Here is a 24,204-nt window from a genome sequence, read left to right as displayed (position 1 = left end):
CATGGATGCAGGCGTCCTCAGCAAAGGCGGTGGCCGTGTCATTCCAGTCCTCAAGCAGGAGATGACGCTCCTGAACGCCAAGCAAATCAATCCGGCCGACGGGCAGTGATTTATGTTCGGGATTGCATCCGGCGCTGGCGAGCGCGAACAAGTGACCCGTCATCCGTTCGACCTGACCGATATCAAGAACGGCCGCATCGTAGATCCATCGAACGGCTCCATCCCGTTCTCGGATCTGCAAGGTCAAACATCCGCCAAGCGCATCCGTGGCGCCAAAATCACCCTGTTCGTCACCTTCTTGCCCAACAGTCAGGCTGATCGCCACGGACCAGGGACGAGCACCGCGCAGGGATTGGTTCGTGCCCAACTGCGGATAACGGTTCACCAGGTCGAGGGGGTAACCGCCCTTTTCGGCCAGCGTTTTCCGCTCAGCATGAATTGCAGCAGTGATCTCGTCGAAGCTCAGATCAAGTCCGATCTCCAGCTCCATAGGAACGAGGCGCACTAGCGCGGCAGAAAGCAGTGGTGTGCGTATACCCGCATCCCAGCCGATCTGGAGTGCCGGCGCCATGCAGACACGTGCAAGATAAATCGCCAGGCTTCCCACGAGATGATCAATCCGCGCACTCGGGACAACCTTGTCCAAAGTCGCGCAACCTTGCCACGCCGAAGCCTCCATGCGGGCATCTTCATGCAGATCGCTCTCTCGTTGGAACGGCAGTCGAGGCGACGTGAAACGCTCCAGGCGCTCCAGCCAGAATTCTTCCCAAACTGCCAGGACTTGATGTGTTTCCCGCAAGATATTGCATTCGGCATCGCTCAGAATAGGCAGGATGTCGCCTACCTTGACGCAAAGCTCGCATGCCAAAGCGCCTGGGTCCGCTTCGGCGCTACCGACTTTCGCCAGCTTGCTGACTATGACATCCTCGTCATCTGTCGAAATCCGCCAGCCGTTCGCGGCAATAGCCAGTAAAGTGCCCGGCAAGGCTCCGGATCTTTGCGCCTGCACATCAAGCTTGCCCACACCAATGGCGAATCGGGAGTGGTAAATCTTCGCGCATGTCAAAGGGTTCACGCGTCCGGCGCCAAAAGTCATGGCCCGGACCAATCTGGAGGCGTTTTGCGCCGAGCGATCCCATCGAAAAAATCCAGCCGCCTCCGGCCGTCTGTAACGTGAGGAAAACATCCGGTCTTGGGGATTTTGAGAACTGGCTATAAGCTCCCCGGTGTCCAGTCCGGAGAGTAGAATATCGAATCCTTGCTCGGCCTCCTGATAGCATCTGAGGTTCAAGCTAAGCGCGGTTTCATCATCTGCAACGGTAAAGTGGCGCTGGACTAGGATGTCACCCGCATCGACGGCGCCAAGCATCCGATGCCAGGTAACACCATGTTGCATCTCTCCGGCCGTTATCGCCCATGATGTCGCATGGCGGCCGGAATAACGCGGCAACGGACTATCATGATAATTAATTGCGCCGGCTGACACACGCGCCAGCAATGAATCGGGCAGGATTTGCGGATTGACGATTGAGAAAAGCCAACTCACTCCTGTAAGAGACAGGAATTGATCCAGCTCTGGAATCGAATCCAGGAGTTGGACATTTTCACTCTTGGCCCAATTCGCGAAAAGCTGGTCACAAGCCAGGACAGCTCGAATCACATATCCTTCAGCGCGAAGGCGCAACGCACAATGGATCGCAAACGATCCGCTGCCTACGATTACGCAGGTGTCATGAGTACCCTTGTTAGGTTTGATGGTCTCCTCCCGAATTGTTTGCATCCTCCGGATGTCACAATATGCAATCGTTCGTAATCCGCAATTGCAATCTTTGCCCCATAGAGTTGTCCACTGATGATAGCCGACGCATCAATTCTACAATCCTGGTTAGGCCAGGCTTTTGCGGTCGCCGTCTCCGCACCGGCACCAGTGGATGACCAGTTGTTTCCGGAAGAGCGCACTTACATCGCAGGTGCGATCCGACGGCGTCGGGAGGAATTTGGCACGGCGCGTGTTTGCGCCCGGCGCGCGCTTGCCGCGCTGGGTGTGCAGGATGCCTCGCTTGTGCCTTACGCCGACCGTTCACCGCGCTGGCCCAAGGGGATCGTCGGCAGTCTCTCGCATTGTCAGGATCTATGCGTGGCGGCCGTGACGGCCGCACCACATATTCACGGCTTTGGAATCGACGTGGAAATTGATGTGCCACTCGACCAGGAGCTTGAAACTATGATCTGCACAGCGGGTGAGCGTAACTTTGTCAGCTCGCGCTCGACATCGGAGCGCGGACGAATAGGTAAGATGATCTTCTGTGCAAAGGAGGCGGTTTACAAGTGCCAGTATCCGCTTACCAAGACCTTTCTCGATTTTCAGGATATCGAGCTTGAACTCGATGCATCGTTGAAAACCTTTGTGGTCGCTCGCGCGCCGCGCCATCGTGAAATCGAGCCGCTGCTGCGTTCGGTCAAGGGTAGCTTTTTGCTAACGCACGCGTTAATCTTCACAACCGCAACGCTAGTGGGCGATTGACTTCGAAATGAAGCAGGCCGGTAAATGTGTTGGTGGAGTCTGAATGCGCCGTCGTGGCAAATCGGATAGGAGCAGCAAATCAAACGACATATCCGCTCAAGCATTTCCGCTTGAACTCAGCACAAGCAACGAAGATTCGAGGCTGCGAAACACAGATCCATGCCGATCCCATCGTTTAACTCAGACGGCGTTCTACCGCCCTTTATTGGCCGCACGGGGCCACCCGAATGGCTTTCGCCCTACCGGACCACCGCTGTCGAAGTCGTAAGGATGCTTGGAACGAGCCCGACACGCCAAAACATTCTGAAAGGTTGGTTCGATCATCGGGCGGCGTTGCGCGCGATCGGCTTTGATCGCGGGTTTCAATGGCTCGTCGGTAGCTTCGTCGAAGACAAGGAACCAAAAGACCTCGATACCGTCGGGTTTCTATTTCGACCACCCGGGGTCGATGATGAGAAAATGCTGGCGGATCTGATGCAAGCCAACGGCCATGTGTTTGACCGTGCGCAAGTAAGGATGACCCACAGCGTTGACTTTATGCCCGTCGATCTCAACGGCGCACCGGACGTGTTGGTCAACGATCTCGGTTATTGGCTCAACCTCTTTTCACATCGCCGACAAGACAGCCTTTGGAAGGGGTTCCTTCAGATTACCCTCGAAGACGAGGCTGAAGATAAGGCGGCGCTGGCCTTGCTCGATGCCACCAGGACTGAACAAAAAAATGAAGGAACGCCCTGACACGACAGGGTGTGCACGCTGAACGATCCTTTATCGGAATCCCCTTGTTCGACGCCAGCGGCGGAGTCGAAACCAGACGATGGAGTAAAACAGCTGATTGCCGAGCGAAGCCCCAAGATCATCTCTATTTAAGGCTTTGGCCAGGAGAAGTTGGAGCAGAATTCGATCAAACTGCATAATATCTGGCTGCCGCGAAGTCGTTGCAAAACTACGATGCTTTGCTGACCCTGTTGCAGCCAATCCCGGCCCCGGACGGGACCCCGCTTTGGCGCGCAATTGCATAATAATATCAGTATTCTCGACGTAGTCAGCGATGGGCCAAATTCGGGCCTGCTCGACAAGCCGTTCTACTGTGCCGCCGCACTGTCCTGTGGCGTCAGGAACCCACCTGATTGCCGGCTCCACAGCCGCGCATAAAGTCCGCCCCTGGCGATGAGCTCCTCATGCCGGCCTTCTTCGACGATACGGCCCTCGTCAAGCACGATCAGCCGGTCGAGCTCGGCGATGGTGGAGAGACGGTGCGCAATGGCAAGGACGGTCTTATGCTGCATCAGTTGCTTGAGTTGGCTCTGGATGACCGCTTCGACCTCTGAATCGAGTGCTGACGTTGCCTCATCCAAGACCAGGATCGGCGCATCCTTCAACAGCACGCGGGCGATGGCGATACGTTGGCGCTGGCCACCGGAGAGTTTGACGCCGCGCTCCCCCACCCGGGAATCGTAGCCGGCGCGTCCATCTTGGTCACCGAGGCCGAGGATGAATTCGTGGGCGGCGGCCTGACGGGCAGCATCTTCGATGGCCCCACGGTCGGCCGCCATGCGGCCATAGGCGATGTTGTCGTGAATGGAACGATGCAGGAGGGAGTTGTCCTGTGTTACAACGCCGATCTGCCGACGCAGGCTGTCCTGGGTGACATGGGTGATGTCTTGGCCGTCAATCAGGATGCGGCCGCCCTGAATGGGGTGGAGACGCAAAAGCAGATTGACGAGTGTCGATTTGCCGGCGCCCGAGGGGCCGAGGATTCCGATCTTTTCACCGGGCCGGATGGTCAAGGACAGATCGCCGAATATGGGCCTGTCCCCGACATAGCTGAAGTGCACATGTTCGAAGACGACCTCTCCGTTCGGTACAGTGAGTGTGGCAGCATCGGGATTGTCGACCAGGCCGTGCGGCTTGGCGATAGTGAGCATGCTCTCCTGCACCGTGCCGATATTGTCAAAGACGTCGCGCACTAGATGCATCAGCCAGCCCGACATCTGGATGAGGCGCAGTACCAGCGTGATCGCGGCTGCGCCGTCACCCGCAGTCATGTTGCCGTGGCTCCACAGATATAACGTCAGGCCCGCCGTCACGACGATCAGGACGCTGTTCAGAATCTGCAGCACCAGGCTGGCACCTAAGATCAGGCGCATCAGGTCGAGAAAGGTATCATTCCAGCGGCTGAGCGAGTCCCGAACGGCCGAACGTTCGAGATCGCCGCGGGCGAACAGCTTCACGGTAAGGATGTTGGTGTAGGAATCGACGATTCGCCCGGTGGTCGAGGAACGACCGAGCGAATTGGCCTCGGATAGTCTCAGCGCGCGTGGCACAAATTGGCTAAGCAGGGCTGCATAGGCCCCGAGCCAGAAGATCACCGGCAGCATGAGCCAAACATTCACCGAACCGAAGAAGCCGATGGTGACGCACGTGAAGATCAGTGCATACCATAGGTCGCCGATCACCGCGACGATGGCCGAGCGGATCGACTGGCCAGCCTGGATGACGCGTGCAGAGAGGCGTCCGGCGAAATCGTTCTGAAAATAGCTTAGCGAATGGCCAAGCGTGTAGATATGGTTGCGCCAGCGGATCTGGTTGGTCAACGATGGCACCACGATCTGATTGGTCACGACCTGTACCATGAAGAACAGGATTGGCCTGACCACCAGAACAACAAAGGCCGCACCGGCTAGCAACCAGCCGTAATCATGGAAGATCGTCGCTGGCGAGTGTTTGTTCAGAAGGTCGACGAACCAGCCGACCATCAGATAAATCGCCGCCTCTACGCCGCTGAAAGCCAGTTCGATCACCATAATAGCGGCCAGCCACCCCTTCACCGCCTTGAGATGGTGCCACATAAAACGCCACACGCCCGTCGGCGGCGTCTCATGCTCGTCGAACGAGGCAAAGACGTCTATGCGGCTCTCGAGATACCGGAACAGGGAGGAAGCCATTGCAGGGACTCCGGGAGGGAGGTTTCGGCGGAAACCGTTCGATCTGACTTATGGTGCCGCCGGACGACGTACACCTTTATGGAGCGGCGGAGTGGCACACCCGCCTATGCCGGCATTTTTGATATCACCCGATGCAATACCGCCGGCGATGGTCCCGTAGATTCTGGCATATCCATGAAGGCGACAGACTGAACCTATCATCTGTCGATTGGAAAATGCTGTATGTCGCGTTATCTCCCCCGTCGACGAGTTCAGTGCTTTTTCAAGCAACGCCTCACAAGCGAATCGGTGGTCCGTTTGGAATAAAGGCAGAGCCATGCAGATGTCAAGAAACCGCCTGACCTCAAGTCTAGATGAAGTTGCTGAAAATCAGCGCTTGCAAGTGGAAGATCCGAAGATGAGTCGAACACCGCAAGGATACATTGCTGGCCGAGTAGACGATGATCGCGCTGTTTAGATATTCAGAAGCTAGGTATGTTGATTTTCATCCCAATTTGCGCCCTTTTTTGCATTTCGATATTATCCAAAGTACGGTCTGATTTGCGAAATCTCTCAAGGCTATGCAAAAAAATAGCCAGGTTAGCGCGAAACGGAAAAATGGGCCAAATCGCTGCTCAACTCGACAGTGAGTGCCACTCCGTCAATGACTTCTGTATGCGCAACCCATCAAAGGTTCTGATCCTTTCAAGACCAAGGATTTGCAAAAACCTATCTGAAGTCCGTTGGGTGTATATCCCTAGCCTTTAGTGGGGTTCATCGACCGGCATGTACAATGATGCTCCTGCCTTTTCGGCCGCCATCCTCAGTCGCCTGTCTCTGGTCCATAAGGCTGCTCTTCGTTCAAGGAGAACCGACGCCAGCAAGTGGGCATCTGTATAGCCAATGCCCATGCTGAAAATTCCATATCGGTCGATCATAGTCATGACTTCGTCGTGCGTGGCGACAACAATTCCGCGCTGAGCCGCCAAAAAAGCCATTACACTGCTTCGATCCCGAAGACTGCCAAGAGCGAGCTCGCCGATCACGTTTGGATGGCAAAGTAGTCGATCATCTTCAATAATCCTACGTAGCTCAACATCGTGATGCCGGAAATGATCAATCCAGATCGAGGTGTCTGCCAGTATCACTTAACTACCGCGCTCCGGCGACGCGGAGCTGCTTCGGCATCCGGCATTGTTCCCCCAAGCGCGATAAGGCGCTTTCCGGACTCCACACGAACAAGGGTCTCCAAGGCCTGGCGGACGAGCGCTGCGGTTTCCTTGGTGCCGGTCAACGCTCGCGCCCTGTCAATGAGTGCATCGTCGAGATTGATGGTTGATCGCATCGAGTGCTTCCTTTTTTAGGTGCACAGAATAGCACCATTTGGTGAAGAAAGCTACGCTCGGTTTCTATCTCCATAGACGTCGTGCAACACTGAAAAATGTTTGGCCCATATTCGAATTGGTTCAAGGCTAGTGGATCTTAAATCGAACGCGACGATCCAGCATTCCACAGCCCATCTTACTTTACAAAACTGTAAACCGTCGGACAGGTGCTGGCGAGAATTAGAGCTTAGCTCTGGCAAGGCCCGAGATTGAGGGCCTCTGATAACTATCGAGCTATAGGACATCTCCGATGAAGAACCTTTTCTTGCCAATGATTGTGCTTGCAGTAGGCATCTATTCCGCAGGCGCGGCGCAGGCTGCGAACGTGCCGTGCGAGGAAGTGTTGAAAGAGTTACGCGCGGCCGAAGCCTCCGCCAAGCCAAGCGATACCGACAAAGCCAAGATTTCTGAACTCGAAGCAAAGGGTGTCGAGCGTTGCAATGCCGACGACGACAAGCGCGCCGACGAATTCTTCAGCCAGGCGATGAAGATCCTGGGCAAGTGACATTCGCGCGATCCTCGTGAAAGAAGGAGGAGACTATGCCTTCATCAACAACGCCAATTGCGCCGACACCCAATCGCGTTCCCGATGTGACCGTCGATTTTTGGATCATCAAGCTCCTGGCGGTGACCATGGGTGAAACGGCTGCCGATTATCTGGCGGTCAACCTCGGCCTTGGCCTGCCGATGACATCGGCCATAATGTGTGGGGTGCTGGCGGTCGCACTCATTCTGCAATTCGCGCAGAAGGAATACGTGCCCTGGGCCTATTGGCTTGCCGTGGTCATGATCAGCGTCGTTGGCACATTGGTCAGCGACAATCTCGTCGATAATTTCGGGGTCGCGCTTGCGACGACAACGATCGCCTTCAGCATCGCTCTCGCACTCACGTTCGGAGCTTGGTACGCGAGCGAAAAGACGCTATCGATCCATACGATCTTCACGACACGACGTGAAATCTTCTATTGGTTTGCGATCCTCTTTACCTTCGCACTCGGGACGTCCTCAGGCGATCTTGTGGCGGAACGGTTCGATCTCGGCTATTTGACCACAGGCTATATCTTCGGCGGGATTATCGCCCTCGTTGCGCTGGCCTATTACCTTTTCAAGCTCAATGGCATTCTCGCCTTTTGGCTGGCCTATATCTTTACCCGCCCGCTTGGCGCATCCTTTGGCGATCTGCTTTCGCAACCCAGCGAGTACGGAGGGTTAGGGTTCGGCACCACGATCACCAGCCTTCTCTTTCTTGGTGCCATTGTCCTGCTCGTTGTCTACATGACGATCAGTCGCCGATTTGACAAAGACGATGCCTTGATCCTCGGTGGGGAATGACCGCAAATTCCGGGTAGACTGGTGTTCGCGGAATGTCAGCGCGGGCTCGGCGTCGTTTAAGCTATCCGTCTTCGATGTTCAGATGAACACCCAACATGCAAAATGGCCGACCAGGATTTCTGGTCGGCCATTTTGTTTTCAACCGGGCCTGCAAACGCGAGTGAGCAAAATCATCAGGTTTGCAGGCTCGTCGAGATATTGATTACCTACTTCATCGACGGATTCTGCATGACCTTGATCAGCGTCTTGAGTGCGAGCTTGGCATTGTCGGGGGATGGCTTTTTTGCGCGAAGCGAAGAAATCGCGCCATCCGCTGCCGTATCTATTGCGCCCCATTCTTCATGATTGAGCGGATAAAGCCGTGATTGCGCCGCATCCCATTCAGTCTCAAAATCGGTGATGCGTTTCTGAGCGGCGACCATGTCGCCGGACTCCACAAGAGTGAGTGTGTCGTTGGCGATTGTCTTGAAGCGCGAGAGGTCGCCGAGTGCTTGTGAGGTCGCCGCAACGACAGGTGTGGCCGACACGAGCGATGCGAGGGTGGGGGCAAAAGCCAGGGAAATGATGATAAACGTCTTCTTCATGAGGGTGTCTCCAACATCTGGCGCGAGGGTTGCGCCGCGGCGAAGACTGGCGACTGTTGATTACCCTGCTTTTGCCTGAGCTATACGGTTTCGTAAGGTCAGCGCATGACACCTCGAGCGTCCGTCCGATGGTTGACGGGCATGACCGATAAAGTGGCCGGGACAAGGATTCATCTGCCTGTCAGTAAACTGGAGCATTGCTGTCCGCACGAAGGGAGATCTGGGTTGCGGATACTGCTTGTGGAAGACAATATTCTGTTAGGCGGAGCTCTTCAGGAGCACCTGTCGTCGATGGGATGGGACGTGATCTGGGTGACGGGCTATCGGCTTGGCGCGGATATCCTATGCCGCATGTCCTTCGATATCATTTGCCTTGATCGGCGGCTTCCGGACGGCGACGGGTTCGACCTGTTGCGTCGCGGACTGGCTCGGTGCCCGACCATCATCATGTCGGCCTTCGACCAATTGTCAGATCGGCTTGAAGCGAAGCGGTTGGGGGCTGCTGACTATCTGATAAAGCCTTTTCGTCTGGAGAAATTGACACATCGGATCGGCCTGCTGGCCGGCTTGGAGCCAAGCCGCGTGCCCGCTCTAAGTCCGTCCCGGCCGTAGACATCTGCGATTTCTCATCCTTGCACAGCCAGTGTTCAGGCGTCTGTCAGGCTCTTCCTGCATGTCATGCCAGCATCACAGAAGAAACGGCTGAAGATCGATGACTATATTTCGCAAGATGGTTCTGGCTGCACTCGGCGCCATCGGAATTCTCGGCGGGAGTTGCGCAGCCTATGCTGGTTTCCTCCAGGTGACGGGGAACTTCCATTCGGTGATTGACGGCCAAATTTACCGCTCGGCGCAGCCAACGCCCGAGGAACTTGCGTTCTATATACAGAGAAATGGAATCAAGACTGTCATTAATCTGCGCGGGACCCATCCAGGCAAGGCTTGGTATGATGACGAAGTCGCGACGGCTAAGAGCCTGGGTGTAAGTCACATTGATTTTAGCATGTCGGCCACGAAGGCTGTTTCACCCGAAAAGGCGCAGCGCCTCGTCGAGCTGATGGCTTCGGCCCCGAAACCCATCCTCATTCACTGTCTCTCGGGTTCTGATCGCAGCGGATTGGCTTCCGCACTTTATGTAAGGAAAGTTGCCGGACTGGATGATGCCCGCGCCGAAGGTCAGTTGTCCTTCTATTATGGACATGTCGGCATTCCCATGGTCTCAGCCGCCTATGCCATGGATAGGAGCTGGCAGAACATCGAGGCTCAGGACGAGAGACAAGCGGAGGCCGAGCTCGTCAATGGTGCCAGCGTACAATAGCGGCGAGCGTTAAGTGGCGCGTCATGAAAGAGCGCCCGTCCAGTAGGATGCTGATCACCGTGTGCTGACCTTCGCCAGGATGATTGTCAAATAATGCAGGCTGTTCTTGATCAGGCCTCGCCCCGGCGGAGTGCCAGCCTGAGATCTCACCGATATGCACCGGCCGACGGCGAATAAAAGAAAAACTTGAGATCGGATATTATCGTGCAACAGGTTCAGGCTTTGGCGGCCACACACAAGCACGCTATCATGCGCCTATTCGTTGTCGGCATGATTTGCGCGCTTCTCGATTATATTATTCTCTTGATGTCGATCCGAGTTGGAATCGATCCGATGAAGGCTCACGTTTTGAGCTTTGCTTGCGGCTCCATCTTGTATCTGGTGTGTATCGGAACTGGCGGAATCCCGGCAAAAATTGATAGTGATGCCAGAGGCAGCTCTCGTTTTGAGCAATTGATAATTTTCCTCTTTATCAGAATTTTGATGCTTGGCCTGAGGGGTGGAATCCTGGTTGCCGCAATGACAACTCTCGGCTTTCCTATTATCTTTTCCGCCGCAATTACCGTATTCGCAGGTGCCGCCATTGGTTTGCTGGCGGATGCGGTTTTCCTGTGGCCGACAATCTCTATTGAGAAGCGGAAATATTTGGCGGCTGCAGGCATTATCATCTATCTTCTTGCGCTTCGTCTTATATTTCTTGGTTCCGCTAATCTCCTTCCTGAAGAGGCCTATTATTGGAACTATTCTCAGCATCTGGATATCGGTTATCTCGATCACCCACCGATGGTCGCGTGGATGATCTGGTTGGGAACTTATCTTTTTGGAGATAATGAATTTGGTGTTCGTATCGGTGCTTATTGCTGCTGGTTATTAACTGCGATTTTTTCCTTCTATCTCACACAAAATCTGTTCGATAAAGTCACCGCGATCGTCTGCGTCGTGCTGGTCGCCGCTGTGCCGTTCTATTTTTCGACCGGTTTTCTAATGATGCCGGATGCTCCGTTGACCGCCGCATGGGCAGCCACATTATTTTTTCTCGAACGAGCTCTGCTTGGAGAAAAGCGACTTGCCTGGTTGGGAGCGGGTATGTCGCTTGGTATAGGCTTGCTGTCGAAGTATACGATATTGCTGCTCGGTCCAGCAGCATTGCTTTTCATCCTTATTGAACCGGGAGCGCGTCGCTGGCTTTATCGAAGAGAGCCGTATCTCGCAGCTGCTGTGGCCGCCTTGCTGTTTTCTCCTGTTATCTATTGGAATGCGGCGCATCAATGGATGTCCTTCGCGTTCCAGGGAAGCAGGCGTGTAAGTGGCGCGTTTCAGTTCACGCTGCCGTCGTTGATCATAAGCGTAGTCGTCCTCCTGACTCCCACAGGGCTGATTGCTGCGATCGTTTGCCTGAAGGCGAATATGTCTGCCGTCCTGTCTCGAACCGGCGCATCCAGAGGGCTCTTCCTTCTCCTCTTCACACTCGTTCCACTCAGCGTATTCATACTCTTCAGCCTCTTCCACGAAAGCAAGCCGAACTGGACGGGTCCTTTATGGCTCGCGGTCCTACCCTTTGTCGCCTCCACACTCGTTGGCACCGTGGGCGGAACGCAATTGTCCGGCAGCCGTCTGAGGCGCGCATGGATACCGACGATCGGCATTGCAACCGCAGTCTATGCGGTGCTGTTTCACTATGTGGTTCTGGGTTTCCCAGGGGTCGGCTACATCAACAACATTCGTACATTGCCAGTCGCGTGGAGCGAGTTCGGCCAAGCGGTCGGCGCGATTGAGGCGGCGGTGGCCAACGAGAGCACGGCTCCCGTGGTGCTGATCGGAACCGATAAATACTTCCTTGCAAGCGAAATGGCCTTCTATGCGCGCCAGCCGCAGGGAAATCGAGACAATTCGGTGGGGCTGAGCCCAATCGGCGGTAGCAGCTTGATGTACGACATCTGGCACCCCACCGAAACCGTAAAAGGAAATACGGCAGTGCTCGTTTCCGTAAAGCGAAACGAATTGGAGCAAGATGATATCCCTCAATACTTCTCGCGCCTCACCGATATTCAAGAACAGATTGTGAGAAAGAACGGCACCGTCGTCGGAAGCTTCTATTACCGCATTGGCTATGATCTCGGCAGCTGCGGGAGCATGGGAATGCAATGTCGCTCATCGTCTGGCGGCTAGAGATTTTCTGCGCCGGCTACATGTGCGGTAAACTGGTTGAGGTCGAATTTCCACGCAAATTCAGAGTATTGTCAGGTGAGCATGGCATATTCACCATATCGAAGTCGCTCGCGTCATGGCGAGTTAATGAGCGGCGAAGGTTCGTAGAGGGACGTTGAGTTCATGGGCGCGAAGGCGATTGCATGCATTCGACTTGAGCCTTTGCAAATTCGTCGATGCCACTCGCCCTTCCTTCCATGGACTCTCAGAGGCACATGAATTCTTCTCTTTTGGCTCCTCTCGGAGTATGGCCCGAGGCTTTGACGCCGACCCAGAGCGAGAGTCCTCGGCAGGACGGCATCGAGCTATCCATCGTCATACCCACCTTCAACGAACGCGAGAATATCGTGCCGCTGATCGAGCGGCTTCGGGCTGCCCTTGTCGGTATCGCCTGGGAGGTCATTTTCGTTGACGATGATTCAAGCGACAAGACCGTCGAGGTGGTGCGAAGCCTTTCCGTTGGTGATCGCCGCATCCGCGGGATACGGCGGATCCATCGACGTGGCCTGGCCGGCGCTTGTCTTGAGGGTATTCTCTCGACATCCGCTCCCATCGTTGCCGTCATGGATGCCGATCTGCAGCATGATGAAACACGATTGGCAGCCATGCTCTCGATGATGCGTCGCAATCACAGCGATCTCGTCGTTGCAACGAGATATGGTGGAGAAGGGTCGTCGGAGGAAGGTTTCAATCGTATTCGTCAAGCTGGTAGCCAGGTGGCCATCCGAATTGCAAAGCGCCTGCTGAATATAGAAACGTCCGATCCGATGAGCGGGTTTTTCATGGTCAGGCGAACGCTGATCGACGAGCTTGCTCCGAAGCTATCGCAGCAGGGCTTCAAGATCCTGCTGGATATTCTCGCTTCATCGCCGGTACCCCTGAACATCGGGGAGGTTTCATATGTGTTTCGGCCGAGGATTCACGGCGAGAGCAAGCTGGATGCCTCGGTGATATTCGAATATATCGGGCTCCTCGTCGCAAAATGGTCTGGTGACATCGTCTCCTCCAGAATGCTGCTGTTCGGCATGGTCGGCCTGAGCGGTGTTGTCGTTCATTTGACCATGCTGCGGTTGTTCCTGCTGGGAGGGTTGGCATTTCCGGTCAGCCAGGCCGCCGCAATGTTGGCCGCAGTCGTCTCGAACTACACATTCAACAATGCTTTGACATATAGAGATCGCCGTCGTCGCGGCGTGCGCTTCGCAACGGGCCTGCTGTTGTTTTCCGCATTCTGCAGCATCGGAGTTCTCGCGGGGACCGGCGTGTCGTCGCTATTTTACAGCCAGGAGCCGCAATGGTGGCTTGCGGGTCTGGCTGGCGCCGTCATCGGCGCAGGTTGGAACTACATCACCAGTTCCATGATTACATGGAGACGCGCAGGTTGAGCCGTGAGAACGGCCGAAACATGAGACAAGCGGCTCAAGCTTTTGGAAAATTCAGTGCAACCCGCAGCCCAGGATGATTGTCCTCAAGCGCGATACTCGCCGCATGAAGATCGGCAATCGCCTTGACAAGACTGAGGCCCAGCCCACTGCCGGGGGTCGTTCGGCTTTTGTCGAGCCGGTAGAGCCGCCGGAACACCAACTCGCGTTCGCCTTCGGGTATGCCGCTTCCGTTGTCGCTGACGCTTGCGCGATAGATATCTGCGTCATGTGAGAGCGACAAGATAATCGTGGTGTCGCGGGGGCAATGGGTTATCGCGTTTTCGACGAGATTGACAAAGAGCTGTGTGAGCAATTCCCTGTCGCCATTGATGATACAAGCATCGCCGTCGACGCGGGCTAGTTTCATGGTCTGCAAGTTATCATCGGCGACATCGGTGTAGATCTCTGCGACGGAGCTCATGATGTCCCAGAGGCTCACCGCTTTGAAACGCGTCTTCCGCGCGCCAGCCTCGATCTGCGAAATCCGAAGCAGAGCCTCGAAGGTAGCATTGATCCTGGCAATCTCGTCTCTGGCATCAAACATAAAGTCTTCGACGTCTTTGGATTTTTCCAATCGCTGGAGCGACCGCTCGATCGTCAAGCCCAGGCGATTGAGCGGAGTCTTCAGATCGTGCGCAATATCCGCGCTAACCTGCCTCATTCCTTCCACAAGCCCCGAAAGGCGCGCGAGAGCCTGATTCATGTGGGTGGAGACCACATCGATATCGTCGCCATTGCCGCGGATAGGGATTCGCCGCAGAAGATTGCCCGCAGAGACTTCGACCATCGTTTGTTCAATGGAATCAAGCCGCTGTTGCGTGCGTCTAGCCAGCACGCTTCCTCCCAAAATCACCGTTGCTACAATGATGACCGAGGCCCAGATGAAACTCATCAGCGCGATTTGCTCGATCCGATCGATTTCGCGATAGCTCTGGCCGACAATCAGCCTGTTGCCGCCAATACTGCCGGCCATGACCCTTACAGGATCTCCGTCTTGCATACCCAACTGCGCCGCTGGGATGGTCGAGATGCCCGGTTCCACGGGGGCTGCATTGACATTGCCTGCAAGCTTTTCTCCCTTCGGACCAAGCAGGAGAAAGACCTGGTCTTCGGGCCGCTTCAGGGCCGAGTAGGTCGACACGGCTGCGACGAGATCCTCAAGGTCGTTCGTTGAAAAAGTCGACGCCGCGACCGAATAGGTGTCTCTGATCGAGACGTCGAGCGATCTTGCGAGTTCGCGCTTCATCAGGCCGTAAGCCGCCAGCCCGGTCATGAGAAAGGCGAGGATGAAGAAGAGCCCGAAGGAAAGCGCAAGCCGGAAAGGCGTGCTGCGCAACAGCCTACCGCGGTGCATGGATGCAATATCCGGTATTTCTTACGGTGTGGAGAAGCGGCACGTCGAAGGGTTTGTCGATCTTGCCCCTGAGCCTGCTGATATGGGTTTCGACCACACTGGTCTTCGGATCGAAATGGAAATCCCAGACGCGTTCCAGAAGCATCGTTCGTGTCAGGACCCGGCCTTCGCCACGCATGAGAACTTCCAGCAGAGTAAATTCACGAGGCTGGAGGTCAATGGAAACTCCCTGCCTCAGGACTTTGCGCTTGGCGATATCAAGCTCCAGATCCGCGATTTTCAGAACGGTTTTCTGATCTTGGACGGGCGGCCGGCGCGCCAGCGCATTCAGGCGAGCGATGAGTTCGGAAAATGCGAATGGCTTTGTGAGATAATCGTCGCCGCCGGCCTCAAGGCCCTCGACCCGGTCATCGACGCCGCTCAGCGATGTCAGAAATAAAGCCGGCGTCTTGACCTTGGCAGCCCTTGCCGCCTTCACCAACGAGAGCCCGTCCAGACCGGGGATCATCCTATCGACAACGAGGACGTCGTAGGGCTCCCTGGTGATCTGGAAAAGCGCGTCTGTGCCGTCTTTGATAATCTCGCAGCTATGACCGGCCTCGTTGAGCCCACGCGCGATATAGTCCGCGGTTTTTAGATCGTCTTCCACCAGCAGAATCTTCATGAGCCCCTCATCTGCGCGCGTGCATTGTCGGCAAGATGTGTGCGCCAAGAAAATGGCTGCAACCTGAACGGCATATTACAAATCCGTAAGATCTGTCTGCAGCGATAAACCATTCTTACGAAACGGTAAGTTGCCGGCGAAGATCCCGTAAGGGGAGTGCTGTAGCACTAAGACGAAGTTTCGTTCCCAGCCTGCCTGATCTGACGGGTGGCGGCGATATTTCCCGCGACGTGCCTTCGCTGCAACCATGAAAACGTCGAAAGAAAAAATGCTACAGCGACTTTATGGGTGGGCAGCCGGCCTTAGTGTCAGCAGAACAGCGGAAGCCTGGCTTGCCGCAATCGCCTTCGTCGAAAGTTCCGTCTTCTTGGTCCCTGCCGATGTGCTCTTCATCCCCATGGCATTGGCCCGTCCTGAGCGAGCGTACAGGCTGGCCACCGTCGCAACGATCGCATCGGTCGCTGGCGGAATTGCCGGATGGTTCATCGGGTTTTACGCCTATGAAGCGATTGCGCGACCCATACTTGCCTTCTATGGAAAGCAAGAGGCCTTTGAACATCTGCGATCCTATGTCGACACGCGATGGATCGCCCTGCTTCTGTTGAGTTCCGGATTTACGCATTTCCCACCCATCAAGGTTGTGACAATTCTATCGGGCGTGGTGCATGTAAATCTGCTCGTCTTCATAGGTTTGGCGACAATTGCGCGAGGTGCAAGGTTTTTTCTGCTCGGTGCTTTGCTGCAGCGCTATGGAGCAGTTGTACTAACCGTCATCAAGAAGCGGCGCTCGACCATATTCATTATCTCATCGGTGGCTGTTGCCGTCGCGTTGCTGGGCTATGGCTTAGTAAGGCAACTCTAACATGGATCGACGCCTCGATGAGTAACAAGATCGCTTTCAGCTCAGTGAAAGGTTGACTGTGCATCTCTCTCTTGCTTCGGGAGGAAGCATGTGCGGTGTCGCGGTCGACCGGCGTATTATATCAATGGAGAGGAGAACTTCATGCGTGCATCAAGCATTTTTAGATATTCGGCAGCTCTTTCTCTTGCCCTGGCCACAGCCTCTTTTGCTGCTACGACAGCGCAGGCGGCGGGCAAGATTTCAATCATGGTCGGCGGGTATGAAAAGCAGATCTACCTGCCCACCAAACTTGCCGAGTCGCTCGGCTACTTCAAGGAGCAAGGGCTCGACGTCGAACTTCTGAATGAGCCAGCCGGCGTCGATGCTGAAAACGAGATGCTCGCCGGCGCCGTTCAAGGTGTCGTCGGCTTTTATGATCATTGCATAGACTTGCAGGGCAAAGGTAAATTCGTCGAATCCGTCGTGCAATTCAGTCAGGCACCGGGTGAGGTGGAACTGGTGTCCAGCAAACATCCCGAGATCAAGTCGCCCGCCGATTTTAAGCGCAAAAGTCTCGGCGTCACGGGCCTCGGCTCGTCAACCAATTTCCTGACGCAATATCTGGCAGTCAAAAGCGGCTTGAAGCTCAGTGACTTTACTTCGGTGCCGGTCGGTGCCGGACAGACCTTCATCGCTGCCTTGCAACAGGATGCCATCCAGGCCGGAATGACCACCGAGCCGACAATCTCGCACCTGTTGAAGACAGGCGAGGCCAAGGTTCTCATCGACATGCGCACCATGGCTGGAACGAAGGCGGTTCTGGGGGGCACCTACCCCGCTGCTTCGCTCTACATGCAGGAGTCCTGGATCAAGGATCACAAGCAGGAAACACAGAAGCTCGCGAACGCTTTCGTCAAGACGCTGCATTTCATCAACACTCATTCGGCCGCCGAGATCGCCGACAAAATGCCGAAGGACTTCTATGTTGGAGACAAGGAAGGCTATGTGAAAGCCCTCGAAAACGGCAAGGCGATGTTCACTCCCGATGGTGTGATGCCGGAAGATGGCCCAAAGACCGTTCTTGCCGTGCTTTCTGAGTTCTCCAAGAATGTCCAGGGCAAGTCGATCGACCTGTCGAAGACCTACACGACGGAGTTCGTCAAGGGCGCTAAATAGCTCTTCACGCGATGCCTACGCGCTGATCGCCAGAGCATTCGTGGACAAGACGGTGAAGCCCACATGACTTGAAATCCTGAAGGGGTCATGTGGGAAATCATGCTGCCGGAAGCCTCGGGTGTTTTCGATTAGGAGCGACCGTCTGAGCCTTGATATCCAGTGGAAGACCGCTGCATTGATCAGGCTCAATCCGGAATGCGGCAGGTGGGTTATCCTTGAAAAAATGGCCACTGGCCGGTGGCAACGGGAGAAGAAGAGGCCGATCGCTGATCGGCCTCGAGTTCGGCGATATTATCCGCGCGTGCCCTCAAGCGTCCGCTGGTAGAACGGCGTCAGTTTGCTCATTGCGGAGTTCACATATTCCGGAACCCAATAGGTTTCGATGTGGGTCGCACCCTCGATCTTGAAGAGTTCTTTATCGCTGGTCCCTGTCGCCTTGGCGAAGGCGTCTTCGGTCATGTAGAGGCTATCGGCCTTGCTGCCGGCGATCATCAGCAAGGGCTTGTCGATCAACGCGATCTGGTCGGTGGCGTCGAATTGCGCCAGATCCAGCAGGCTGCTCAACGTGTAGCGCGCGGAAGAGCCGGGATGCGCATTGGTTTTCTGGTAATATTCCGCGCCCTGGCGATACATTTCGAAGGGCAGCTTGGTGATCTGCTCGTCGGTCAGCGGCGCGGCGTTGGCATAGATGATATTGCCGCTGGCCTCCTGGGCGCGGGCATCCGATGCCTGTTGCAGGCGCTCCTGAATGCTGCTGAGCTGCGAGTCCTCAAAGCCATTGCGGCGTACCCGGCCCGAGTTGAACATGCTCAAGGTGGCGATCGCTTGAAAGCGCTTATCGGTCTTTGCAGCCGCCAGCGAGTATCCGCCGCCGCCGCAAATGCCGAGCAAGCCCAGCCGCGATCCGTCGACGCCGGCATAGTGCGAGATATAGTCGGCCATGCCGCGGATGTCTTCGATGCGGTTGGCCGGCTTGTCGACGTTGCGCGGTTCGCCGCCGCTTGCGCCCTGATAGGCGGCATCCGCCGCAATGGTCACATAGCCCTGCTCGGCCAGACGCTGAGCGTAAAGCCCGGCCGTCTGTTCCTTGACGCCGCCGTTAGGGTGGGCCACGACGATTGCTGGATAGGACTGGCCGGGGTCATAGCCGGGCGGGGTGTAGACGTTCGCAGCGATGTCCAGCCCATTCAGCGTATACTTGACGGGGTGGATATTGACCTTGCCCGCTGCGTTCTCGGTGATGGCGCCTTCATAGGTGAGGGTGAAGGGATTTTTCCGGTAGTCGGCCGCGCCGACGTCGCCTGCGGCCATGGCGACAACCGCCGCTAGGGCGAGAGGTTTCAGATTGGTGATCTTCAATTCGGTGCTCCTTGCTTGCTTGTTCGGTCGTCGTGCCGGGCGCCATCCCGTCAGAAGTCATTATGGTACGGCTCCAAGCCAGAGCCGCCGGTAACTTTGATGGGGTTGCTATCCTCGGGAAGGCGAACCGGCCGACAGCTAGAAGTTTAAGTCGACGCGGACTTAGTCATTAGTGAGCTAAATGAGATAGGGTTTATATTTTTGAATCACGAATAGCCGCGCAAGCGGAGATTTCGCATAATTTATAGCGAGATAGCCGAACGCCTCGTCGTGGAGGAAACCCGTTCATGCCCGCATGAATTAAAGGTGATGGAATTACTTGCGATAGCGCAGCGCATCAATCAGCAGCGAGAATGCCGGTGAAGCAAGGCGTCTACTGGGGTAGTAGAGGTGATACCCAGGGAAGGGCGGTGACCAGTCCTCAAGCACGGCCACCAGCTTTCCTTCACGGATCAGCGGAAGCAGGTAATCGTCCGGCAGGCATGCCAGGCCCAGGCCGTCCAGCGCGGCATCAATGATCATCGGGACATCATTGCAGACGAACTGACCTTCGACGCGAACGTTCAGCGGCTTGCCATCTTTTTCGAATTCCCAGGCATAGAGGCCACCAATCGTCGTCAGCCTGAGATTGATGCAGCGATGCCGCGTCAGATCGTGCGGGGTAACCGGCTTTGGGTTTCGTTCGAAATAGTCCGGGGAGGCGACGACGAGCATACGCATTTCCGGTCCGATCTTGAGCGCGATCATGTCCTTTTCGATATGCTCGCCGAGCCGGACCCCGGCGTCGAAACGCTCGTTCACAAGATCAGCAAAGCGATTGTCGACGGAGATCTCGATGTTGATATCGGGGTAGCTCTGCATCAATCGCTTTACGGCGGGCATGAGGATGGTTTCCGCCGCATGCCGGATCGAGGTGATGCGGATCGTGCCTCCAGGCGCGTGACGCATGGCGCCAAGTGCGTCCAGCCGGCTGCGGATATCGTTGAATGCGGGTCGCAATGTTTCGACCAGCTGCTCTCCTGCCTCGGTCGGCACGACGGTGCGAGTGGTCCGGGTGAGCAGCCGAACGCCCATCCGGTCCTCCAAGCGCCGCACCGAATGGCTGAGGGATGATTGCGAAGTGCCCAATAGGGCGGCCGCCCGTGTGAAGCTGCGCTCTTCCGCGACCGTCAGGAAAGCGACCAGATCGCCCAGTTCATCCCGTCTCATTCATGAATTCCCAATATAGGTTCTTTCGGATGTTAGCATCTAGTCGAACCAATCGACCAGCGGTAAATTTCCCTGAATATCGGACAGCTCTTCGGCGAGGGCGAACCAGGCTCGCGCGAAACGTCAACCTTTGAACAAGACTGACGTCGCGAGCTCCTCATGCACCAGGTCTGCACACCCGTGCGCAGCCTTCTAGAAATGGACAGGACAATGACTCAGAATGTCAAAGACAAGGTCGTCGTGATTGCCGGCGCTAGCAGCGGTCTCGGCGCAGAAACGGCACGGCAGCTCGTCAAGGCAGGTGCCCGTGTCGTGCTCGGCGCGCGGCGCATCGATCGGCTCAAGGACCTCGCGGCCGAGCTTGAACTGGGCGACGAGGCTGTGTTCCAGGTCGATGTTACCGATCGGGGCCAGGTTAAGGCATTCGTCGATCATGCGGTCGAAGTCCACGGCCGGATCGACGTGCTTCTCAACAATGCCGGCCTGATGCCGCATTCCCCGCTCGAACGGCTCAAGGTCGAAGACTGGGAACGCATGATCGACGTCAATCTCAAGGGCGTGCTGTTCGGCATCGCCGCGGCCCTGCCGAATATGCAGAGACAGAAGAGCGGCCATATTATCAACACGTCCTCTGTCGCCGGCCACCAGGTGCGACCGGGCGGCGTCGTCTATTCCGCGACCAAGCACGCCGTCCGCGTCATTTCGGAAGGGCTGCGCCAGGAGGTCAAGCCCTACAATATTCGCAGCACGATCATCTCGCCCGGTGCTGTCAGAACGGAACTGCCGGACCACATCAGCGAGCCTGATATCGCCAAGGGCATCAAGGAATTCTACGAAAACTATGCCATTCCTGCAGATAGTTTTGCCCGTTGCGTGCTGTTTGCGATCAGCCAGCCGGACGATGTCGATATCAACGAGATTCTGTTCCGTCCCACGGCACAGCAGCTCTGATAGAACGGTGCCCGCGCGCCCGGCGGTTCTTTTATGAACGAGAAATATAGGCCCTTTCGCTTTTGGAGGCCTAATCCTGCGTTCGGCCGCAGCTTATCTCGGAACAGCCGTCAAATTGCCAATGAGGAGAACTCTGTTGAAAAATCTTGCCGCCAGCATCGCCATTTCGGCCTTTGCAACGACGGGTGCCGAAGCCCAGCAGAATCCACGCGTGGCACCTCCGGCAGTCTACGAGGTGGCGCCCGGTCTCGGCCACTTCACCGACGATGTGCTGTTTGGCGAATTCTGGAAACGCAACGACTTGACCCCGCGCGATCGCAGCCTGGTGACCATCTCGGTGCTGATTTCGACCGGCAAGGGACATGTCCTTGCCAATCATGTAAGGCGCGCGCTCGAAAACGGTCTCAAGCCTCAGGAAATCGGCGAGGTCATCACCCATCTGGCCTTCTATTCCGGATGGCCCAATGCCATGTCGGCGGTGACTGAAGTGAAGAAAGTCTTTGACGAGCAGAAGATCGCACCCGTGGCGGATAGCGATGCGGCCCGCATCCAGCTGGAGGCAGCCGCCGAAACGGCTCGCCGCGCCGCCGTCGATGCCAACGTCGAACCGACCGCTCCGGCGCTTGCCGATCTGACCAACCGCGCATTGTTCGGCGATCTCTGGCAGCGGCCGGACCTGTCGGCCCGAGATCGCAGTTTGGCGACGATGGCGGCTCTGGTCGCGATGGGTCAACCCGAACAGCTGGCGTTCCATGCGAACCGCGCCTTGGATAACGGCTTGACGCCTGCTGAAGCGGCCGAAGCGGTTACGCAGGTCGGGTTCTATGCAGGCTGGCCTCGTGCCATGTCGGCTGTGCCGGCCCTGAAGGCCGTCCTGGAGTCGCGCCAGGCGTCACCCGCTGAGACATCTGCCGGCGGCGACATCAAGATCGTCAAGCGTGGCAGCCAGCCGGCGAGCGGGCCGCAGGAGCGATTTACCGGAAAAGTGCAGGTGTCAGCCGCGTACAAAGGCGATGGCGCCGCGCGCATCGGTGGTGCGACGGTCTCTTTCGAGGCAGGCGCTCACACTGCGTGGCACACACATCCTCTTGGACAGACGCTCTTCATCGTTTCCGGACGTGGATGGGTACAGAAGGAAGGCGGCCCGATCGAGACCATGGAGCCTGGGGATGTCGTCTGGATACCGCCGATGGTCAAGCACTGGCATGGTGCTTCGGCCAATGAAGCGATGGCCCACTTCGCGGTGTCTGAAGCCCTTGACGGCAATAGCGTGACCTGGATGGAGAAAGTTTCAGCCGAGACTTACGATAAAGGCCGAGGAGCAAACTGAGGTCGCCGGTCATAAGCTCCGCCGAAGATGGGTTAGATCCGGATATGTTTTATGTTTTGATTTCCGGTGCTTGCCATAGAGCGGTGATTGAGTGTTTCTAGGTGAGACGCGCAATCGCATCGCTGAGATTATCTATTGCCAGTTGCTCGTGGGCGATCATCCCGTCAATATCAATATGATCGCCTACCCCCTTTGCACCATCGGCTCGCATCTTCATCTCCAGTAGCTCGTCGCGATGGGCGATCTTTTCATTTCTGATCTTGATGAGCTTCAGGCGAAAGTCGTCATTCATCTCGGATCCCTCTGCTTGTGATCAGCTATCTGAAACTCCCAAGCCAACGGTTTGTCCTCCCGTCGGTATTACTCATGCCCCCGGCCACGATATGTTGTTGGCACACCGGCCGCCTCGTGGCACTGCGCGAGAGTTTCGAGCCACGCCGCCAATCCGGTTGGCACTTCGACGTTCCCCGCTTCAAGTGCTTCCACCCATGACAGATCGCATTGCAGCGCACTCGCCAGATTGATCGGCGTCCAGCGGATGTGCAAAAGACATTCGGAAAATCGCTCTCTGGTCATGTATCCTCCAATTTGTGATTTGGCTTTCACGGTGCCTGAGGGCGAGGCGAAGTCAAGCAAACATGCAAATTCAGCCGTTCCTGATGGTCTGAAGGGGCGATAGAAGGCTCCAGCGAGGCCACAAACGAAAACGACCCTTTCGGACTCGTCTTGATCACTAAGGGCTCGTGGCGAAGCCCGCCGATGATTAATATCGACGGCTATTCGGGTTGGCCGCCCGGTTTGCCAAACGGCTTGCCGGCATCCTGTCCCGCGCCTTTGATCTGTCGGCTCATACTCAGGTCGTTTTCGTCGAAGGCGTATCGGCGCAAAAGGGCAAAGAGCGCTTCATTCATTCGCCCGCCGTCCAATAGCTCAGGGCTATCACAAACCACGTTGATGGTTCGCTGCACGACACGGTCTGCAGCCGCGTCGGCGTCGACTAGCTTCCTCGCCCATTGGTGGAGAATAGCGCGAAGTTGCGTGTCCTGTGACATGTCTGAGGCATGTGGAAGGCGCACGCTCATTCCTCCAATCCTTTCACGCGGGATACATAGCATCGCGCGGTCCCTGACTATGGGACGGATCGACAACGATGATTGATCGTATCAATTGGAGGGTAGGAGTCTAGTGCCAGTAGAGCAAGCTCTAGCCGAAGGCATCGGCATGGGCCGTCGCAAAATGTAAAACTGCGTCATTCCGTAGCAAAAACAATAGCTTGCCGATCTTGAGTGGGTAGGTCGTCGATTCGAATCCGTTCAAGACAACCCATTGCGGCGTGCGGCACATCTAACGGCCTCAAAGCATTAAGGTCTGAAGTCGTTGTGCGTAGTGGAAAGCCGTCAGTACTCACGAAGTCGCATTCCGCAATCTGCATCAAGAGAACGAAGATTGGGTTCTCGCGCTCAATCAGTTCCATTCGTTGTTTTGTCACGCCCGCCGAGCGTTTGCCTGCTCAATGAGAACTTCCGCAGCATCCCACGCCCTTGTTGCCACGGTCGGATCGCGAAAGGCACGAGCATCGATTGTCGCGCCATCAAGCAGAATCATGAGGATTGACGCGGTG

24 protein-coding genes are annotated in these 24,204 nt (G+C 56.1%); 12 read left to right on the top strand and 12 right to left on the bottom strand.

The annotated features are described in order from the left end of the window. The coding region (locus A6U86_RS25165; RefSeq protein WP_068396749.1) for a formyltransferase family protein at positions 1–1,780 on the bottom strand (1,780 nt) is incomplete at its 3' end. 72 nt (positions 1,781–1,852) lie between these two features. Here A6U86_RS25165 and A6U86_RS25160 point away from each other — a divergent pair. Continuing rightward, positions 1,853–2,524, top strand: coding sequence for a 4'-phosphopantetheinyl transferase (locus tag A6U86_RS25160; RefSeq protein ID WP_068396745.1), 672 nt, complete (start codon positions 1,853–1,855; stop codon positions 2,522–2,524). Between the two features lie 159 nt (positions 2,525–2,683). Further along, positions 2,684–3,262: a hypothetical protein gene (locus tag A6U86_RS25155; RefSeq protein WP_141683810.1), complete on the top strand. Its 579-nt coding sequence runs from the start codon at positions 2,684–2,686 to the stop codon at positions 3,260–3,262. A gap of 347 nt (positions 3,263–3,609) precedes the next feature. Here the strand turns inward: A6U86_RS25155 and A6U86_RS25150 are convergent, their stop codons facing one another. The 3 genes from A6U86_RS25150 to A6U86_RS25140 all read right to left on the bottom strand — a co-directional run bounded on the left by A6U86_RS25150 (position 3,610) and on the right by A6U86_RS25140 (position 6,796). Beyond that, positions 3,610–5,472, bottom strand: coding sequence for an ABC transporter ATP-binding protein (locus tag A6U86_RS25150; RefSeq protein ID WP_068396739.1), 1,863 nt, complete (start codon positions 5,470–5,472; stop codon positions 3,610–3,612). Between the two features lie 743 nt (positions 5,473–6,215). After that, entirely contained in the window at positions 6,216–6,599 is a 384-nt protein-coding gene (locus tag A6U86_RS25145; RefSeq protein WP_068396736.1) for a type II toxin-antitoxin system VapC family toxin, read from the bottom strand. Further along, positions 6,596–6,796, bottom strand: coding sequence for a type II toxin-antitoxin system VapB family antitoxin (locus A6U86_RS25140; RefSeq protein ID WP_068396733.1), 201 nt, complete (start codon positions 6,794–6,796; stop codon positions 6,596–6,598). The genes A6U86_RS25145 and A6U86_RS25140 overlap by 4 nt, the downstream gene beginning before the upstream one ends. 290 nt (positions 6,797–7,086) lie before the next feature. Between A6U86_RS25140 and A6U86_RS25135 the strand changes: the two genes are divergently transcribed. Both A6U86_RS25135 and A6U86_RS25130 read left to right on the top strand, forming a co-directional pair. Then, entirely contained in the window at positions 7,087–7,341 is a 255-nt protein-coding gene (locus tag A6U86_RS25135; RefSeq protein ID WP_068396729.1) for a hypothetical protein, read from the top strand. A 35-nt stretch (positions 7,342–7,376) separates the two neighbouring features. Further along, positions 7,377–8,168 (top strand): hypothetical protein, encoded by a 792-nt coding sequence (locus tag A6U86_RS25130; protein ID WP_068396726.1) that lies wholly within the window; start codon positions 7,377–7,379, stop codon positions 8,166–8,168. 206 nt (positions 8,169–8,374) lie between these two features. Here the strand turns inward: A6U86_RS25130 and A6U86_RS25125 are convergent, their stop codons facing one another. Next, positions 8,375–8,752: a hypothetical protein gene (locus tag A6U86_RS25125; protein WP_068396723.1), complete on the bottom strand. Its 378-nt coding sequence runs from the start codon at positions 8,750–8,752 to the stop codon at positions 8,375–8,377. Between the two features lie 225 nt (positions 8,753–8,977). On the opposite strand from A6U86_RS25125, the gene A6U86_RS25120 reads away from it, so the two are divergent. The 4 genes from A6U86_RS25120 (at position 8,978) to A6U86_RS25105 (ending at position 13,660) form a co-directional block, all read left to right on the top strand. Further along, complete coding sequence (locus A6U86_RS25120) at positions 8,978–9,364, top strand: response regulator transcription factor (protein ID WP_068396720.1); 387 nt, start codon at positions 8,978–8,980, stop codon at positions 9,362–9,364. A gap of 100 nt (positions 9,365–9,464) precedes the next feature. Next, entirely contained in the window at positions 9,465–10,070 is a 606-nt protein-coding gene (locus A6U86_RS25115) for a dual specificity protein phosphatase family protein (RefSeq protein ID WP_083196991.1), read from the top strand. Positions 10,071–10,274: 204 nt separating this feature from the next. Beyond that, positions 10,275–12,239 (top strand): glycosyltransferase family 39 protein, encoded by a 1,965-nt coding sequence (locus A6U86_RS25110; RefSeq protein WP_141683809.1) that lies wholly within the window; start codon positions 10,275–10,277, stop codon positions 12,237–12,239. A gap of 254 nt (positions 12,240–12,493) precedes the next feature. Next, positions 12,494–13,660: a glycosyltransferase family 2 protein gene (locus A6U86_RS25105; RefSeq protein ID WP_068396714.1), complete on the top strand. Its 1,167-nt coding sequence runs from the start codon at positions 12,494–12,496 to the stop codon at positions 13,658–13,660. A 34-nt stretch (positions 13,661–13,694) separates the two neighbouring features. Here A6U86_RS25105 and A6U86_RS25100 read toward each other — a convergent pair whose 3' ends face one another. Together A6U86_RS25100 and A6U86_RS25095 are read right to left on the bottom strand one after the other, a co-directional pair. Continuing rightward, a complete protein-coding gene (locus A6U86_RS25100) occupies positions 13,695–14,972 on the bottom strand; it encodes a HAMP domain-containing sensor histidine kinase (protein WP_343287083.1) in 1,278 nt (425 codons plus the stop codon). 67 nt (positions 14,973–15,039) lie between these two features. Beyond that, a complete protein-coding gene (locus A6U86_RS25095; RefSeq protein ID WP_068396707.1) occupies positions 15,040–15,717 on the bottom strand; it encodes a response regulator transcription factor in 678 nt (225 codons plus the stop codon). Between the two features lie 268 nt (positions 15,718–15,985). On the opposite strand from A6U86_RS25095, the gene A6U86_RS25090 reads away from it, so the two are divergent. Further along, on the top strand, positions 15,986–16,579 hold the full coding sequence (locus tag A6U86_RS25090; RefSeq protein ID WP_068396752.1) for a YqaA family protein: 594 nt from the start codon (positions 15,986–15,988) through the stop codon (positions 16,577–16,579). A gap of 141 nt (positions 16,580–16,720) precedes the next feature. Continuing rightward, complete coding sequence (locus tag A6U86_RS25085) at positions 16,721–17,734, top strand: ABC transporter substrate-binding protein (RefSeq protein WP_068396704.1); 1,014 nt, start codon at positions 16,721–16,723, stop codon at positions 17,732–17,734. A 291-nt stretch (positions 17,735–18,025) separates the two neighbouring features. Here the strand turns inward: A6U86_RS25085 and A6U86_RS25080 are convergent, their stop codons facing one another. Further along, positions 18,026–19,045, bottom strand: a complete 1,020-nt coding sequence (locus A6U86_RS25080) for an alpha/beta hydrolase (protein ID WP_141683811.1) — start codon at positions 19,043–19,045, stop codon at positions 18,026–18,028. Between the two features lie 363 nt (positions 19,046–19,408). Then, the gene (locus A6U86_RS25075) at positions 19,409–20,302 is read right to left on the bottom strand and encodes a LysR family transcriptional regulator (protein ID WP_068396697.1); all 894 of its coding nucleotides are present in this window, start codon (positions 20,300–20,302) and stop codon (positions 19,409–19,411) included. Positions 20,303–20,512: 210 nt separating this feature from the next. Between A6U86_RS25075 and A6U86_RS25070 the strand changes: the two genes are divergently transcribed. Further along, on the top strand, positions 20,513–21,253 hold the full coding sequence (locus A6U86_RS25070) for an SDR family oxidoreductase (protein ID WP_068396694.1): 741 nt from the start codon (positions 20,513–20,515) through the stop codon (positions 21,251–21,253). Positions 21,254–21,389: 136 nt separating this feature from the next. Next, positions 21,390–22,583 carry a carboxymuconolactone decarboxylase family protein gene (locus A6U86_RS25065; RefSeq protein ID WP_068396691.1) on the top strand — a complete coding sequence of 398 codons (1,194 nt, stop codon included), beginning with the start codon at positions 21,390–21,392 and terminating at the stop codon, positions 22,581–22,583. A gap of 97 nt (positions 22,584–22,680) precedes the next feature. Here the strand turns inward: A6U86_RS25065 and A6U86_RS25060 are convergent, their stop codons facing one another. The 3 genes from A6U86_RS25060 to A6U86_RS25055 form a co-directional block, all read right to left on the bottom strand. Beyond that, complete coding sequence (locus tag A6U86_RS25060; RefSeq protein WP_068396688.1) at positions 22,681–22,875, bottom strand: hypothetical protein; 195 nt, start codon at positions 22,873–22,875, stop codon at positions 22,681–22,683. A 68-nt stretch (positions 22,876–22,943) separates the two neighbouring features. Continuing rightward, positions 22,944–23,159: a hypothetical protein gene (locus tag A6U86_RS34925; RefSeq protein WP_077471664.1), complete on the bottom strand. Its 216-nt coding sequence runs from the start codon at positions 23,157–23,159 to the stop codon at positions 22,944–22,946. Between the two features lie 200 nt (positions 23,160–23,359). Then, complete coding sequence (locus A6U86_RS25055; RefSeq protein ID WP_141683808.1) at positions 23,360–23,665, bottom strand: hypothetical protein; 306 nt, start codon at positions 23,663–23,665, stop codon at positions 23,360–23,362. Positions 23,666–24,204: the final 539 nt, after the last annotated feature.

Origin of the sequence: Rhizobium sp. AC27/96, from assembly GCF_001692325.1 — a bacterium.
In the GTDB taxonomy this organism is placed as follows: domain Bacteria; phylum Pseudomonadota; class Alphaproteobacteria; order Rhizobiales; family Rhizobiaceae; genus Rhizobium.
Note: the sequence above shows the minus strand (reverse complement) of the source record. Positions and strands in the feature narration are given on the sequence as shown.